This is a genomic window from Paenibacillus sp. S-38, assembly GCF_049942825.1.
Taxonomy (GTDB): domain Bacteria; phylum Bacillota; class Bacilli; order Paenibacillales; family NBRC-103111; genus Paenibacillus_G.
Window position 1 is genome coordinate 7,202,179 of record NZ_CP187970.1, and the last position, 15,211, is coordinate 7,217,389.

Sequence of the window (15,211 nt, forward strand, 5' to 3'; positions counted from 1 at the left end):
CACTTGGCGCCGGCACAAAAAGGCCTCGGCCCGACGACATACCGCCTGTCGGTGCTGAGGCCTTCCTTTGTTCAATCCTGGCGGCGCAGGTCTGCTGCCGTGCCGTCTATTGGAGCATCCGCCGGACAGCGGCCTGACGGGCGGACACTTCGGCGCACCGGCATCCCAAGGATGCGCATTCCCGGCCGCCCATGCGGGACCAAGGGGCACAGCCACTTGCGGTGCAGCCCGGCTGCCGGATGCCCCCGCAAGCAGCCTGCACCCATGAGCGAGCCGCATGGTGCCGCCCGCAGGTACACGCCGAGCGGCCTGACCCTGCGCCGGCGCCAAGGCCTCCGCATCGGCGGCCGCCGATACGGGCGGTCAGCTCTCGTCCCCGGCCGGCCTTCCCGCCCACCGGCGGAGCGCCCGCTCCACGTCCTGCCTGCGCACGGGCTTCGGCAGGAAGTCCTTCATGCCGCTGCGCAGGCAGAGGTCCCGGTCCTCCGGCCGTGCATGGGCCGTGACGGCGATGATCGGCGGCACCCGGTCCTCCGGAAGACGACTGAAGAGCGTGCGGGCAGCCTCCGTGCCGTCCATGACCGGCATCTGAATGTCCATCAGCACGGCATCGTACGTCCTCGCGAGAACCGCCTCCACGGCCTCCGCCCCATTCTCCGCGAAGTCGGCCCGGCACCCCAGCTTCTCCAAGATGCGCAGGAGCAGCTGGCGGTTGACCGGGTGGTCTTCGGCCACCAGCACCCGCAGACCGTGCAGCCCGCTCTGGTCCGGGTCCGTCCCGTCGTCATCTCCTTCGGGCAGCGCAGCCGCTTCCCCGGGTGTGCCGTCTGCGCCAAAGGGAAGCACGAAGCGGAACGTGGAACCCTGCTCCCATTCGCTCGTTACGGAGATAGAGCCGCCCATGAGCTCCGTCAGCTTTTTGCAGATGGCAAGGCCCAGACCCGTTCCGCCGTATCGGCGGGTTATGACCGGATGCAGCTGGGAGAACGACTGGAACAGCTCCCCGAGGCGGTCCGGGGGAATCCCGATGCCGGTATCCTGCACGGCAAATTCGACGAGCAGCCCCTCCGGCTCCCGGGCCGGAATGCTTCGGACCGTGACGAGGACGCCGCCCCGCTCGGTGAACTTGACGGCATTGCCGACAAGATTGACGAGCACCTGCCGGATTTTGGCGCTGTCCCCGGTGAGGGTGAGCGGAAGGTCCGGGGCCAGCCGGCTCGAGAGCTCAAGGCCCTTCTCGGCCGCACGCGGGCGGAATAATTCAAGGACGCCTGCCAGCAGGGGCCGCAGCTCGAAGAGCTCCGGCTCCAGCGGCATTTTGCCCGCCTCAATCTTGGAGAAATCGAGCACATCGTTCAGCAGAAGAAGCAGCGCCTGCGAGCTTTGTCGGACGATCTCCCCGTACTCCCTCTGCTCCTGGGTCAGCTCCGTCTCAAGCAGCAGGTCGGTCATGCCGATGATTCCGTTCATCGGGGTGCGCAGCTCATGGCTCATCATGGCGAGGAATTCGCTCTTGGCATGCGTTGCCCTCTCCGCCGATTCCTTGGCGCGAAGAATCTCCCGTTCCCCGGTCGTGTCCCTGAAGACGACAACCGCGCCTTGGATACTCCCCCCGTCCAGCATCGGATTCACACTGTATTCGGCAAGAAAGCTAGAGCCGTCTTTACGCCAGAACACCTCGTCGCTCACCTGGCGGCTCCGCCCGTCCTGCAGCGTGCGGTGTATGGGGGCTTCGCCGGCGGTGTAAGAACTTCCGTCCGCCTTCGCATGCTGAAGCAGGCGGAAGGCATCCGCATCGAGCAGTTCGTGAAGACGGTAGCCGGCCAGTTCCGCGCCCGCCGGATTCATGAAGATGATCCGTCCGGCGCGGTCCACTCCGAAGATGCCCTGGGACACGGAATCGAGAATCAGGGTGTGGCGGTAGCTCAGCTGCTCGATCTGCTTGATATACCGCTTGCGCTCGGTAATGTCGTTCGCGATCCCGTACACCCCGACCACACGGCCCCCTACAACGATCGGCACATTGGCCACGCTGATATCGATCAGGTGCCCTTTTTTGTGAGTGACCACCGTCTCGTAATATTGCGGCTCTCCCGCCGCGGCCCGTTCAAAATGCAGCTTCGTCCGCATCAGCTCCCGGGAATCCACCACATCCGCGTACGACATGCCGAGCAGTTCCTCCTTGGTATACCCGGTGAGCTGCTGCAGGTTGGCGTTCACGGAGAGGTAATGCCCCTCCAGGTCGAATGAATACACGCTCGCCGGGTTGTACTCGAAGAGGGACTTGTACCGCTGCTCGCTCTCCTGAAGGCGCTGCTCCGCTTCCTTGCGCTCCGTGATCTCGCGCGACACCGCGATAATCTCCAGGCCCGCTCCCGTCGCCTCATCGTAAGTATATTTGCCTGTACTTTCAAACCAGACGTAATGTCCTCTCTTGTGCCGAATCCGGTACGTTACCGTATAGATGCCCTGTGCCTGGAGGTTCGCGGAGAGATAATCGTTCACAAGCGGCGCGTCGTCCGGGTGAAAGTAATCGTAAGCGCTGGTGCCCACAAGCTCCTGCGGCTCGTAGCCCAGCAGAGTGAGCGATGAAGGAGAGGCGTACAGGTAGGGCGCCCTTTCATCGGCCGCGTGCAGGGAAATCAGGTCCATCGAATGCTCCGAGAGCAGCCGGTAGCGTCTTTCGCTCTCACGCACCCGCTCCTCCATCCGCCGGCGTTCCGTGATATCCTGGACGGTTCCGATGCGCCTCACCTCATGCCCCTGCCCATCCCGTATGGTGCTCCACTTCGAGTGGACGAACTTCACCGTACCGTCCCCCAGGCAGATCCGGTACTCCATCCCGGAAGGAGACCCTTCCCTTGAACACCGGACCTCTTCTTCGAATCCGGGGCGGTCCTCCGGATGGATATGCTCAAGGAATACCTTGTACCCTGAAGCGGCCTCTCCGGGCGACAGACCGTACATATCCCTCAGGTAGTCCGAACAGAAGAAGTTCCTTGACTCCAGGTCCAAGCTCCAGTACCCAAGCTTCGCTACCTCCTGGGCCTGGGCGAGGCTTTCCCCGCTGCGGCGAAGCTCCTCCTCCGCCCGTTTGCGCTCGCTGACATTACGGCCGATGCTGAGCACCTTGTCTACCCGGCCCCCGGCATCACGGATCAGCTTGACGGTGGTCTCGAACCAGACATAGTACCCGTCCTTATGCCGCACACGCCCGGTGTTCAGCAAGCTGCTCTCCCCGGTCTGCTTGGTAATCTGCTCGGCATCCTCCGGATGGTACAGATCCCTCAGCTGTGTGCCGATCAGCTCTTCCGGCCGGTATCCCAGCTGCCGCTCAACCGATGGAGAGATGTAGCGGCAGCCTCCGTCCGGCGTACTGTAGGAGATGATGTCCTGCGCATTCTCCGAGATGAGGCGGTAGAGCTCCTCCGATTCCCTCCACCTTCGCTCCATCTCCAGCTGTCCTGTAATGTCCTTGGCCAGCCCATAGACCCCGACGACCTGATCCCCTGCGGTGATCGGCACATAGGTCACCTGCAGGTCGATGACGACGCCGTCTTTGCGATAAAAATCAATCTCAAAGGTGCTTGAGCGCCCGTCCAAAGCCTCCGCAAAGTACCGCACCCGCTTCTCGAGCTTTTGCTCGCTGAGCAGTCTGCAGGTGGGTAGCCCGATGAACTCGTCCAGCGTATAGCCCGTAATCCGCTCCATCGAAGGGTTCGCGTCGATATACCTGCCGGCCGTATCCATGACATAGATGGCATCGGGATGATTGTGATACAGGGACTTGTACGCTCCGCCCTCTGAGATGATCTGTATGAGCAGCTCCGTTTTGTTCGTCTCCAAGTCCAACTTCCTCTCCCCGGGGGATGAGGCGGCAGCGTACCTTAAGGCTGTGCCCCATCCTATTGTCCGTAAATGATGCACGCTTTCAATTATAGAGCCTGCGGCTGAAATATCCTAGCGCCGGCCGCAGGGGCGCCTCCCCGAGGATTCGCCTGCAGCCAAGCCGCCGGGTGGCCCGCCGAAGGCTCCCTCACAATACCTCATTCCTGCCGGGCGGCCGCCCGCCCCATCATATAGGGATAAAGCAGCACCAGCCCAGCCGCATACAGCACGAAGGCAAAATAGGCCGGCAGCAGGTGGATGAAGCTCGTGTAACCGATCGTATAATGGACGCTGAAGCCCGCCAGGAAAGCCGGCAGTCCGCCGAACGCCAGCGTCCACCACACCCAGCGCCGGCCTTCACCGATGCCCCACAGGGCGATGATCAGCACGGCCAGCGCATCGGAGAACAGCGCGCCCCCGAAGCCCGCCCGGTCATGGGCGATGAGCGGAATCAGCCGCTCGTTGATCGCGGCCAGCATCTCCGGGGTTGCACACAAGTACTCGAGGTCCGTCGGAACGAACACCCGGGTAACGCCGATGCCGGCAATCATGACCCCGCCCGCGGCCAGGGCGAAGCCCAGCACGACGAACAGCAGCTGCCCGAGCTGGGCCAGCTGCCACTCCGGGCTGTTCAGCCGGTTCACCGGCTCGTAAGACGGCAGATCCGCCGGCGCGCGCATCGACAGCACGAACATCGGCAGGAGCACTGCCGCGGCGAGCGCATGAAGCGGATCGAAGTAGCCGTAGCCGAGATACAGGAAGAAGGAGCTGAATCCGACCAGCCCGGAGGTCATCAGTGCCGTACGCGTCCAGTGCTGCCCGTGCCGCAGGCCGTGGTAAGCGAGCTGAAAGTAGACGATACCGATCGAGATCATCGTCCCCGCCAGGGTGACCCGGTCATGGGACATGAAGCGCAGGATGCCGCCGTTCGCCAGGTCAAGCAGCGCCGGGTCCATGCCGAGAAAGCCGATATCATACGGCAGCACGACGGTCGTGGCCGCGATGATCCAGGCCAGCACCCCGCCGATGATCATGCCCAGCGCGAGCAGGCACATCCAGCCCCAGTGCGCCCAGAAGGAAGGCGACGGGGGAGGCTGCGTCCCCCGCACTTTCTCGAAGATCAGCGCCTCGTTGATCCGCTTGGGCAGGCCCGGGCCCGAGAAGACGAGCCCGCTGTGCAGCAGCACCGCATCGGCTCCGGCCTCCACGGCATCCAGCGCATCCTGCGGCTGGTGAATTCCCGCAGCGGCGACCAGCGGCATTCCGGGGCCAAGCGCGCTGCGGACCCGCTTCAGCTGCACCAGCGCGGGCCCCAGGCCTCCGCGGCCGATGCGGGCCTCCCCTTCGGCCGTGTGGATGGCCTCGCCGACCACCAGGCCGTCCCAGGCCTGCTGCCGCAGGAAGGGCAGCAGCGCCGCGAAGCCGGACGCCGTGAAGTCCAGCGGCAGGTAGAACAGCATCGGGCGGCCGCCCTGCTCCGGCGAGGCGGTCCCAGCTTCCCGCACCGCCTGCAGGACCCCGGCCGCCTCTTCCAGCGTCCAGCTGTCCCTCACCTCCGGGGTCAGCACATCGATGTGGAAGCCGGCCGCGTAGGGGGCCAGCTTCGCCGCCATCTCCTTCAGCTGCGCGGCCGCCTCCGCCGGGGAAGCGCCGGGCAGGGGCCGAAGCCGGAAGAAGCGGGGCAGGGAATGCCCCTCCCCCCGGGCCAGCCGGTGCAGCAGACGCTCCAGCCCAACGTTTACGGCCGGCTCCGGATAGAGCAGCGTCTCCCCTCCGGCATCCCGGCCCACCGGACGGCTCGCCCGGATCTCTCTCACGGTGACCGGCCCGACCTCCATGAAGCCGAAGCCGAACTGTGCCAGCGCCTTCTGTGCTCCCCCGTGCACATCCAGCGAGCCGCTGAGCCCGACGGGATAATTCACGGGAACGCCGCACAGTTCCCCTTCGAGGATGGGATGCGATTCCATATGGCCGAGCGTCTTGATCACGAACGTACCGCCCGGGATCCGGCTGAGCAGGCCCATCGCCCCCAGCGTAAGATCACGGGCCGCAAGGGAAGGCAGACGGAACAGAAGCGGGCGGAACAAGGATTGATAGGACCAGTCCGGCATTCGTCATCCTCCTTCGGGGCCGGCACAGCGCCGGTCAAATTCGGTATTGACCTTGGCACTAGTGTCAATCTCTAGAATAGGAATCATCCCACCGATAAGGAGATGATTGCAATGCTGAGCAACGATCAGCTGCAGGCTGAACAGAACCATGAGGAGCGTCCGCCCGTCACCGTGATCGGCCTCGGACCCATGGGCCGGGCGCTGGCCGGCGCCTTCCTCCGCAGCGGCCACCGCGTCACGGTGTGGAACCGGACGGCCGGGAAGGCGGGTGCGCTCCTGGAGCTGGGGGCCTCCCTCGCGGACAGCATCCACGCCGCCGTCTCGGCCAGCCCGCTCGTGGTCGTCTGCGTTCTGGACTATCACGTTGTCCGCACCCTGCTCGGACCGGCCGCTCGGGCGATGGCCGGCCGCACCTTCGTGAACCTGACGGCCGACACCCCCTCGCGCGCCCGGACGATGGCCGCCTGGGCGGCCGGAAAGGGAATCGATTATCTCGACGGGGCGATCATGACCCCTACGCCGACCATCGGCACGCCCGCAGCGGTCGTGCTGTACAGCGGTCCGGAAGCCCTGTATGAGACTTCCCGGCCGTCACTTGCGGCTATTGGCGGCACCGCTACGTATCTCGGGTCTGACCCCGGCCGGGCCGCCGCCTATGATGTGGCCCTGCTCGATGTCTTCTGGACGGCGATGAGCGGATATACCCATGCTCTGGCCCTGGCCCGCGCCGAGCAGATCGCCCCGCGGGAGTTCGCGGCATACGCCAAGGGCATCGCCTCCATTCTGCCGGACATTATGGAATACATGGCCGCTCACTTGGAGGTGGGGCACCATCCTGGCGACAAATCCAACCTGAGCTCCGCCGCAGCGGGAATGGACCACATCATCGAAGCCTCGGCAGACCACGGTATCGATGCCGGCGTGATGAAAGCAGCCGGAGCCTGGGTCCGGACGGCCGTTGACAGAGGGTATGGAAAGGATGATTTTTCACGCCTGGCCGCTCTCCTGGAGAAGACATCTTTACAGAACGCCGCTTTCTTGCCGCAGCCTTCCGAACATTCCATTCCGGAGGGAACGCCCTAAACCAACGCTTCGGCGGAACCCCGTCGTACGGATCGGCATCGCCAGCTCTCCGCCCTGCAGCCTGCCCCCATCCTTGCCGGATCGGGGGCTCTTTGGTCATCAAAAGACATCAGGCCGGTGAGGTTTGCTGCGCTCCAGCCCTCTCGTCTTCTCTTTCCCTGGCTCTTTTTCGGTCCAGCATCGATTCGATCTGGCGGTCCAACCGCTGCCTCACCACATCCAGGGCCAGGATCTGCTCCTGAATCTGCTCCGCCTTCCGCCTGTACAGCTCCAGCATCTCCTCACAGAATTCGTACTCCTCCGGTCCACTGTTCTCGCCCCGGAGTATATTCTCGATCTGCTCCGCCGTCAGGCCCAGCCCGAGGTAAAGCTGGATGATCCGGATCCGTTCCACCGCGGATGCATCGAACTCCCGGTAATCATTGCCTTGGCGCACGGATGCGAGAATGTTCTTCTTCTCATAGTGCCGGATCGAACGGGTACTGGCCCCGGTTATTCTCGACAGCTCCCCTATCCTCATCTCCGTATCCCTCCTTGTTCCCCCATTGTACCCCAGGGTGGATCCATCCGGAAACCGCTTCGGCTGCTTTTGGATGCAAAAAAACGGGCTTCCAGCTCACACGAAAGGGAATACCTGAACATCTGCAAATGAGGAAGATGACGAAGCGGCCGGGGAAGCACAGGCGCGAGGCGGCCGGACTGGTTTTTCGCCCATCGGACGGGACTACATCGGATGGGACGGCAGCAGCCGCGTCGCCACAGCTCTATACCAAAAAAGCGGTCCCCCGGATTACTCCGAAGGACCGCCGCATGCCTGATATGGATTCCCGCTTAATCCCGGTTCCAGCCGGCAATCGCCGCAAGGAAGCGCAGAATGTAGAGGAACAGGTTGATGAAATTGAGGTACATGTTCAGTGCGGCCAGCGGCACTTCCTCCGGCTCCACTCCGTCACGGTACTGGGCTACGTCATAGAGCACCCATCCGCTGAAGATCAGAATGCCCAGCGTCGACCAGACCAGATTGACCGCAGGACCCATCGGAACGAAGATGGCGATCACGCTCATCAGGATCAGGCCGATCGTGCCGGCAAACAGGAAGCCGCCGAGGAACGAGAAGCTGCTCTTCGAACGGTACGCGTACCAGGCCAGAGCGCCGAAGATCACCGTGGTGGCGAAGAAGGCGCCGGACACGATGTTGGCGCCAAGGACGCCGCCATAATGCATGATGACCGGATACAGAGCTACACCCGAGATGGCGGTGAAGCTATAGAGGAACCCGTAGCCGATGTGTCTGCCCCTCATCCGGAGGACGAATGCGGCCACGAGCATCACCAGCTCGGCCACAATGAAGGCCGGCACCAGGGCCGGCGGCACGAAGACCGCGCCGAGCAGGGTGCCCACGAAGGACACGAGCAGGGACACGGAGAACATGCGGAGAATAAGACCCAAGCTCCCCCGGTCCGAATACGTTAACGTTTGCTGCTGCATGAGATGAGACAGCCTCCTTTTTCCATATCATGAACTGCTTTCATTATCTTGTCTATTTTATATTACGTCAATAGAACGGTTATGCCTCCGCCCTCCGGTCTTTGTTTGAGGCGGGACAAGCAGGGGTAAATACATAGCGTAATCGTGAGAGGGCTGCTGGATGAGGGGCCCCACAATCCAATTGACGGTATGGGAGGTTATTCAAATGAGCAAGCAAATTGTCGGGGTATTCAATACGGAAGAAGAAGCGATTCGCGTCATTGACCAGCTGAAGGACCAAGGGTACAGTGCGGACGATATCTCCGTTGTCGGCAAAAACCGCGGCGGACTCGACCTGATCGAGGACGAGACGGGTTCGAAAGCGGAGGAAGGCGTCGCTACAGGTGCCGCAGCCGGCGGGATGCTCGGCGGAGTAACCGGCCTGCTGGCGGGGATTGGGGCACTGGCGATTCCGGGCGTAGGTCCGATTATCGCAGCCGGCCCTATCGCGGCGGCGCTGACGGGCGCAGCGGTGGGTGCCGGTGCCGGCGGGATCGTGGGCGGCCTGATCGGCCTCGGAATCCCGGAAGACGAAGCGCGTGACTACGACGCCTACGTCCAGGAAGGCAAGATCCTGGTGCTCGTAGAGTCCGACGCCGTACGTGACGAGCACGCCTTCGGTACGTTCCGTTCCAACAACTCGCTGAACGCTGAACGCTACGGCACGGACTATGCCTACCGTGCGGACAGCGACAGCGCCCTGGAGCGCGCCGGTGATGCGATTGGTCGTACCGCCGACCGTGCAGGCGATGCGATCGAGCGCGGCTGGGAGAAAACGAAGGATGCGGTAGGCAGCGCCGCCGATAAGACGGCCGACGCGGTAGACCGCCTCGACGGTGAAGTGGACCGTCCGTATGTCGGCAATGCGGATACCGCGAATGTCAGCGTCTACGGCCAGTCTCTTGACGGTACGGCCACGGCGGACCTGAACCGCTCGAACCTGAACGCCCCTCTGAACGAAACCGAAGAAGAGCGCGAGCTGCGTCTGCGTGAAGAGCGTCTGCAGGTGGACAAACAGCGCGTGCAGTCCGGTGAAGTCAGCGTGCGTAAGGAAGTCATCGAGGAGCAGCAGACGATCAACGTGCCGGTGAGCCGCGAGGAAGTGTACATCGAGCGCCGTGACGTCACGGACGGCCGCACGGACAACACTCCGCTCGGCGAGGATGAAGTCATCCGCATTCCGGTGACGGAAGAGCGCGTGGAAGTCACCAAGAAGCCGGTCGTTACCGGTGAGGTCGCGATCGGCAAGCGGGAAGTCACAGAAAACCGCCAAGTATCCGATACGGTGAAGCGGGAAGAAGCCGTGATCGACAGCACGGGCGAGACCCGGGTGAAGGGCGATCTCGTCGATACCGACGAAGAGCTCATCAACCGCAACCGCCGATAACCATCGTTGTCCGCAACAGTGGTTCAGCCAAGCCGTTCCTCCCCCTGGGAGGAACGGCTTTTGGCGGTTTCGAAGGCATTCTCCATCTATCAGGATTGCCTCCTGGTGGGCGTTCCTAAGGTCCCGCGCGTTCCCGTCTGGAATAATCTTCAGGCCTGCCGCTTCATCCTGTAGAGGTGACCAATTCCCCTTGGGACCTGCGGTCTCGTGAGATCTATATTCTTATTTTCAACAAAGGCTGCTCATGACCCTGTTTCCATGTGGCACTGGATAAAATGAAGTAGGACGCATTCACGGAACAGCCCGGCGGTTCACGGAATATAGAAAGCCCCCGCCGCTCTGTGAGCGATGGGGGCTTAACGGCAGAGACGCCGCTTACTTCTTCGTGTCCTGGAACGTGATCGAGCCGACGGCCTTCTGGATCTGCGCCCACAGCGCATCCGTCTTCACCGCTTCATTGACCCGCACTTCGAGAGTGTACACCACTCCGCTTTTCTCGAACACATATTGATTGAGCGTGTAAGGAATATCCCTGCTTATATACTGCAGGGCGAACTTCTTCACCGGCAGACCGGAGATCGACTCATCGCTTACGGTATATACGTAATCCGCATCGATCCCGTGATTCGTCTGGTGCTCCTGCTCTATGGTGCTGACCGTCTCCGCCAGCTTGCCGTCCTCCACGGCCGTAAGCTTGATGCTGCCGCCGTAGAAGAAGAACGAACGGCCCAGGCCCAGCTTGCTGAGATACTCGGCGTACCGGCCGTCAAAATCCTCCCGGCTGGAGGTGGTCCAATCTTCCGGTACAACAATGGAATACCCATACTTCTCGCTGGTGACGGTCACCGTATCCGTATCCTTCAGAAGCTCGTTCTCATCCTGGATAAAGCCGATGGATGCGTTCATGCTGTCCTTCGGGAAATGAACCGAGGCGGTAAGGTCCGCGATCGTCTTCTCCGCAGCCTCCTGGTCATCCCCTTCGGTATACTCGAACTGCAGCTCGTACTTGTACTTGTCTTTGAAGATGTACAGAACGACCGCATGCTGCCATTCGTCACCCATCGTATAGGAGAACTTCTGGCTCAGGGCCGGCACGCCGTCCACGGTGGTCTCCACCGGAGCTTCGACCTCGCGGTACTCTTCCACGAACCGCTGCTTGAACCGTTCCTCGTCCCGGAGCGCCCAGTCTTTGACCGTATCGCCCGACGCGGCGGAGCTCACCCGTACGGAAAGATCCACGCCCGCTTCACTGTGGGAATAGCTCATTCCTTCCCCATAGTTCTCTTCCCAATCCGCAGGAAGGTCAAAGGAGAGCCCGTATTCCGTCGCGATCGTATTCTTGTCTTCATAGGAGGAAATATCCTTGAGCGCCTTGTCCTGTTTGTCGAAGGCCAGCGTGAACGTATCAAGCAGGTCTTCATAGGAGCTGCGCTTCGCGTTGTTCTGGTAATTCGCCTCTTCCGAAACCACCAGGGTGAGGTAATACACTTTGTCCCCCTTATGGAAGGCCCTGGCCTGGTAATAATACTCCCCGTCGGTCTTGCCCACCAGCTTGGCGTAAGGCTGGGAGCCCTCCTCCACATAGCGCTTCTCCAGCACGGTTTCGGCTTCGCCGTCCAGCTTGCGGAGCAGGCCGTAAGGAGACAGATCCGTGCTCTGGTTCTCTTCGACGCGAACGCTGATGGCATACTCTTCCTTCGCATCCCGGAAAGTCACGGAGCCTTCATCGGACTGGTTCATCTGGATCAGACCGGCCGGATATCTCATGGACCAGCCGTAGTGGCTGTCCCCGATCCGCGTCTTGCCCTGGTCCGAGTCGATATACGAACCGGCAGCATCTTGGACGAGCTTGACGTCAGCCGTCTTCACCTCGCCGAGCACAACCTCGACGGTCTTCGACTGGCCTCCGGAGAGCAGCGTAAGACCAATCTTCTCCTCCGGCAGATACTTCTTCAGTGCTTCGTTGTAGCCGACCAGCGTGTGAACGCCGGTCTGGCCGATGGACTGCACGATATCGCCCTTCTTGAGTCCCGCCTTCGCCGCCGGCGAATCGGCCTCCACATACGTTACCTCCAGCCCGCTGCCGGAAGGAATGCCAACGACCGCTTCCCAGCTCTCGCTGAGCTCCACCCCGAGATAAGGACGCTTCACCTTGCCGTACTTGAAGAAATGCTCGAGCACATGCTGCACCGTATCCACCGGAATCGCGAAGCCCAGGCTGTCCACCCCGTATTCCACATACTTCAGGGTGTTGATCCCGATCACCTCACCCTTCATGTTGACGAGGGCTCCGCCGCTGTTGCCGGGGTTGATCGCCGCGTCCGTCTGGATCAGGCTGTAGGACGAGTGAACCGAGCGCTCCATCCCGCTCACAATCCCCGATGTTACCGAATTGCGCAGAGCAAACGAAAGCGGCGTGCCGATCGCCATGACCTGCTCCCCTACCTGAATGTCGGACGCCGAGGCGAAGGTAGCCGGCGTCAGTCCGGCTGCCTCAATCTTGACGAGGGCCAGATCGCTCTCTTCGTCGTAATGCGTGGTGCGGCCCGCATAGGACTTCCCGTCCGAGGTCACGACGGTGATATTGCGCATATCCTTGACGACATGCGCATTGGTCAGAATGTACCCCTCGCTGCGCACAATGACTCCCGTTCCATGCGCGAGCTGATAGCGGCTCTCCACCTTTTTGCCTTCGCCCGGCTTACCGATGATGGCGACGACCGAGGACGTCGTCTTCTCGATGACCGCCGCATTGCCGGTCTTGGCCGCTGCCGCCGTCTCGGCAAACACGGCCGAAGGTCCCGCCAGAGCTGCCAGGAGCAGCGCCGCTGCGGAAGCATGCATTACTTTCGTACCCCAACTCTTTGTTGTCTTCATCTTACGCTGATTCTCCCCGCTTCAAGTTTCCATAGCTACTAAAATCTATCACAGCACCGTAGGCTTGGCAATAGAGAAAATAGGACTTTATACCTGGTAGTTTCCGCCTGTTTCAGGGCTATCATTCTACTTACCTATGAAAATGATCCGGTTCTTCGACAATTGGATATTGCAATGGAAGATATCCCCCCTTATAATCGGTAATTGATAATGAGAATTATTATCGTTAATACATAGCCAAAGGGGCCTGCGATATGAACAGCTCCTCCTTCTCTGCCGCCGGCCGCATCCGCCTATCCCGGACCCTGCACAGCCTGGTCTTCACTGCCGCCCTGCTCGGACTCCTCTTGTCCCTGTTCTTTGCGGTCTCTTTCGGAGCCAAGGAGATGACCTTCGCTGCGGTATGGGATGCGGTTGTCTCGTATGATCGGGCGCTTCCGGCCCATCAGATTATCCACGAGCTGCGCCTGCCCCGTGTGCTCGGCGCCGCGCTGCTGGGCGCCGCCTTCGCGGTGGCCGGTGCGCTTATGCAGGGCGTCACCCGCAACTCCCTGGCCGATCCGGGGATACTCGGCATCAATTCGGGGGCCATGCTGGCGGTGGCGCTCAGCTTCGCCTTCTTCCCGAATCTCCCGTATGCCGGCATGATCGCACTTGCCTTCGGGGGGGCCGTGTGCAGCACCCTCGTCATCTATCTGCTGGCCTCCTCGGTTCCCGGGGGACTGACTCCGCTGCGGCTGACGGTCGCAGGTTCAGTAGTGGCCGCCCTGCTCGGCTCCCTGTGCGAGGGGATCGCCATCTATTATGAACTGAGCCAGGATCTGGCGTTCTGGTATGCGGGAGGCGCCGCAGGCATCAAGTGGATGCATCTGCGGCTGCTGGCCCCCGTGATTCTCGCCGCCCTCGTCTTCACCATCCCTCTCGCCCGCTCCGTCTCCCTCCTCTCCCTGGGAGAGGAAACCGCGTCGGGCCTTGGGATCAAGACCGGCCGCGTTCGGGTGCTTGCCATCGGCACGGCGGTGCTGCTCGCCGGCGCTTCCGTGTCCGCCGTCGGCCCCGTCGGCTTCGTCGGACTGGTCATCCCGCATATGGCGCGCAAGCTGACCGGCGGTGATTACCGGCGCCTCCTGCCGCTCTCCGCACTGCTCGGCGCCCTGCTGCTCGTGCTGGCGGATCTCGCCGCCCGGACGGTGAACCCGCCCCGGGAGCTGGCGCTCGGGGTCATGGTGGCGATGATCGGCGTTCCGTTCTTCCTGTATCTCGCCCGCAAAGAAAGGAGCGGTCTCTAGCATGGTCTCATTCACGGCCAAAGGGAGGCGGGCCTGGACTGCCGGTGCGGCGCTGGCCGCCCTTGGCGCCTGTGTCGTGCTCCTCTCCCTGAATACCGGATCGATGAGCATCCCTCCTCTGAGCGTTCTTCGCACGCTGCTTGGTTTCGGCAGCCCGGACGAGAACCTGGTCCTGTTCGAATACCGGCTGCCCCGCATCCTTGTCACGGCGATGGCCGGTATAGGCCTCGGGATCTCCGGGGCGATCCTGCAGGGTCTCTCGCGCAACGCGCTGGCGGACCCCGGCATTCTGGGACTGAACGCCGGGGCGGGGTTCGGACTCATGATCTTCGTCTCGTTCTTCGCCTCCATGAAGGGACCGGTGTCGCTGCTCATTCCTTTATTCGCGTTCGGAGGCGCCGTGCTGAGCGCAGGGCTCATCCTGCTGCTGGCCTACGACCGCCGGCTCGGCATGACTCCGATCCGGCTGATCCTCACGGGCATCGCCGTCGCCGCCGGCTTCAGCGCACTGACGCTCTTCCTCTCGCTTCAGCTCGATGAGGATACATATGCTTTCGCCTCCCGTTGGCTGGCCGGCAGCGTATGGGGCCGCGCCCCGGAGCATGCGGCCGCGCTGCTCCCCTGGATCGCCGTATTCGTGCCGTATACACTGCTGCAGGCCCGGGCCCTGAATGCCTTCTCGCTTGGCGACGAGGTAGCGGCCGGGATCGGACTGCCGGTGAACCGGCAGCGCATCCTGCTGCTGCTTGCGGCCGTCGCCCTGTCCAGCGCAAGCGTGGCGATGGCCGGCGGGATCGGCTTCCTCGGCCTGCTCGCTCCCCAGCTGGCGCGCAGACTTGCCGGGAACTCGCACCAGCACCTGCTGCCGCTGGCCGGCCTTATCGGCATGACGGTTCTCACAGCAGCCGACACGGCGGGCCGCACGCTGTTCCTGCCCAGCTCCATCCCGGCAGGAGTGGTGGTTGCCGCCGTCGGTGCGCCCTATTTTCTATACCTGCTCACACGCACCAAATAAGGAAAGCTTGGAGGCTTTCCCACTAGAATACAGT

The 15,211-nt window shown here is 62.3% G+C and carries 10 protein-coding genes; 4 read left to right on the plus strand and 6 right to left on the minus strand.

Going from position 1 to position 15,211, the window contains the following annotated elements:
* Positions 1 to 71: 71 nt before the first annotated feature.
* From ACP26L_RS31435 to ACP26L_RS31445, 3 genes are all read right to left on the minus strand, one after another.
* Positions 72 to 341, minus strand: coding sequence for a hypothetical protein (locus ACP26L_RS31435; RefSeq protein WP_426449497.1), 270 nt, complete (start codon positions 339 to 341; stop codon positions 72 to 74).
* A gap of 22 nt (positions 342 to 363) precedes the next feature.
* Positions 364 to 3,846, minus strand: coding sequence for a PAS domain S-box protein (locus ACP26L_RS31440; RefSeq protein ID WP_426449499.1), 3,483 nt, complete (start codon positions 3,844 to 3,846; stop codon positions 364 to 366).
* A gap of 200 nt (positions 3,847 to 4,046) precedes the next feature.
* Complete coding sequence (locus tag ACP26L_RS31445; RefSeq protein WP_426449500.1) at positions 4,047 to 5,999, minus strand: hypothetical protein; 1,953 nt, start codon at positions 5,997 to 5,999, stop codon at positions 4,047 to 4,049.
* A 111-nt stretch (positions 6,000 to 6,110) separates the two neighbouring features.
* Between ACP26L_RS31445 and ACP26L_RS31450 the strand changes: the two genes are divergently transcribed.
* Positions 6,111 to 7,082 (plus strand): NAD(P)-dependent oxidoreductase, encoded by a 972-nt coding sequence (locus tag ACP26L_RS31450; protein ID WP_426449502.1) that lies wholly within the window; start codon positions 6,111 to 6,113, stop codon positions 7,080 to 7,082.
* 109 nt (positions 7,083 to 7,191) lie between these two features.
* Here ACP26L_RS31450 and ACP26L_RS31455 read toward each other — a convergent pair whose 3' ends face one another.
* Entirely contained in the window at positions 7,192 to 7,602 is a 411-nt protein-coding gene (locus ACP26L_RS31455) for a MerR family transcriptional regulator (RefSeq protein WP_426449503.1), read from the minus strand.
* A gap of 311 nt (positions 7,603 to 7,913) precedes the next feature.
* Positions 7,914 to 8,570, minus strand: coding sequence for a Bax inhibitor-1/YccA family protein (locus tag ACP26L_RS31460; RefSeq protein ID WP_426449505.1), 657 nt, complete (start codon positions 8,568 to 8,570; stop codon positions 7,914 to 7,916).
* A gap of 205 nt (positions 8,571 to 8,775) precedes the next feature.
* Between ACP26L_RS31460 and ACP26L_RS31465 the strand changes: the two genes are divergently transcribed.
* Positions 8,776 to 9,996, plus strand: coding sequence for a YsnF/AvaK domain-containing protein (locus tag ACP26L_RS31465; RefSeq protein ID WP_426449507.1), 1,221 nt, complete (start codon positions 8,776 to 8,778; stop codon positions 9,994 to 9,996).
* A gap of 375 nt (positions 9,997 to 10,371) precedes the next feature.
* Here ACP26L_RS31465 and ACP26L_RS31470 read toward each other — a convergent pair whose 3' ends face one another.
* Positions 10,372 to 12,873, minus strand: coding sequence for a trypsin-like peptidase domain-containing protein (locus ACP26L_RS31470; RefSeq protein ID WP_426449508.1), 2,502 nt, complete (start codon positions 12,871 to 12,873; stop codon positions 10,372 to 10,374).
* A 254-nt stretch (positions 12,874 to 13,127) separates the two neighbouring features.
* Here ACP26L_RS31470 and ACP26L_RS31475 point away from each other — a divergent pair, with 254 nt between their 5' ends.
* Both ACP26L_RS31475 and ACP26L_RS31480 read left to right on the plus strand, forming a co-directional pair.
* Positions 13,128 to 14,162: a FecCD family ABC transporter permease gene (locus ACP26L_RS31475; RefSeq protein WP_426449509.1), complete on the plus strand. Its 1,035-nt coding sequence runs from the start codon at positions 13,128 to 13,130 to the stop codon at positions 14,160 to 14,162.
* A gap of 1 nt (position 14,163) precedes the next feature.
* The gene (locus ACP26L_RS31480; protein ID WP_426449510.1) at positions 14,164 to 15,177 is read left to right on the plus strand and encodes a FecCD family ABC transporter permease; all 1,014 of its coding nucleotides are present in this window, start codon (positions 14,164 to 14,166) and stop codon (positions 15,175 to 15,177) included.
* The last annotated feature ends 34 nt before the right edge of the window (positions 15,178 to 15,211 follow it).

What these genes read in the sequence shown, in the direction of transcription:
- ACP26L_RS31435 (WP_426449497.1), bottom strand. Translation starts at nt 341, where the DNA reads ATGCGGAGGCCTTGGCGCCGGCGCAGGGTCAGGCCGCTCGGCGTGTAC.
- ACP26L_RS31445 (WP_426449500.1), bottom strand. Translation starts at nt 5,999, where the DNA reads ATGCCGGACTGGTCCTATCAATCCTTGTTCCGCCCGCTTCTGTTCCGT.
- ACP26L_RS31450 (WP_426449502.1), top strand. Translation starts at nt 6,111, where the DNA reads ATGCTGAGCAACGATCAGCTGCAGGCTGAACAGAACCATGAGGAGCGT.
- ACP26L_RS31455 (WP_426449503.1), bottom strand. Translation starts at nt 7,602, where the DNA reads ATGAGGATAGGGGAGCTGTCGAGAATAACCGGGGCCAGTACCCGTTCG.
- ACP26L_RS31460 (WP_426449505.1), bottom strand. Translation starts at nt 8,570, where the DNA reads ATGCAGCAGCAAACGTTAACGTATTCGGACCGGGGGAGCTTGGGTCTT.
- ACP26L_RS31465 (WP_426449507.1), top strand. Translation starts at nt 8,776, where the DNA reads ATGAGCAAGCAAATTGTCGGGGTATTCAATACGGAAGAAGAAGCGATT.
- ACP26L_RS31470 (WP_426449508.1), bottom strand. Translation starts at nt 12,873, where the DNA reads ATGAAGACAACAAAGAGTTGGGGTACGAAAGTAATGCATGCTTCCGCA.
- ACP26L_RS31475 (WP_426449509.1), top strand. Translation starts at nt 13,128, where the DNA reads ATGAACAGCTCCTCCTTCTCTGCCGCCGGCCGCATCCGCCTATCCCGG.
- ACP26L_RS31480 (WP_426449510.1), top strand. Translation starts at nt 14,164, where the DNA reads ATGGTCTCATTCACGGCCAAAGGGAGGCGGGCCTGGACTGCCGGTGCG.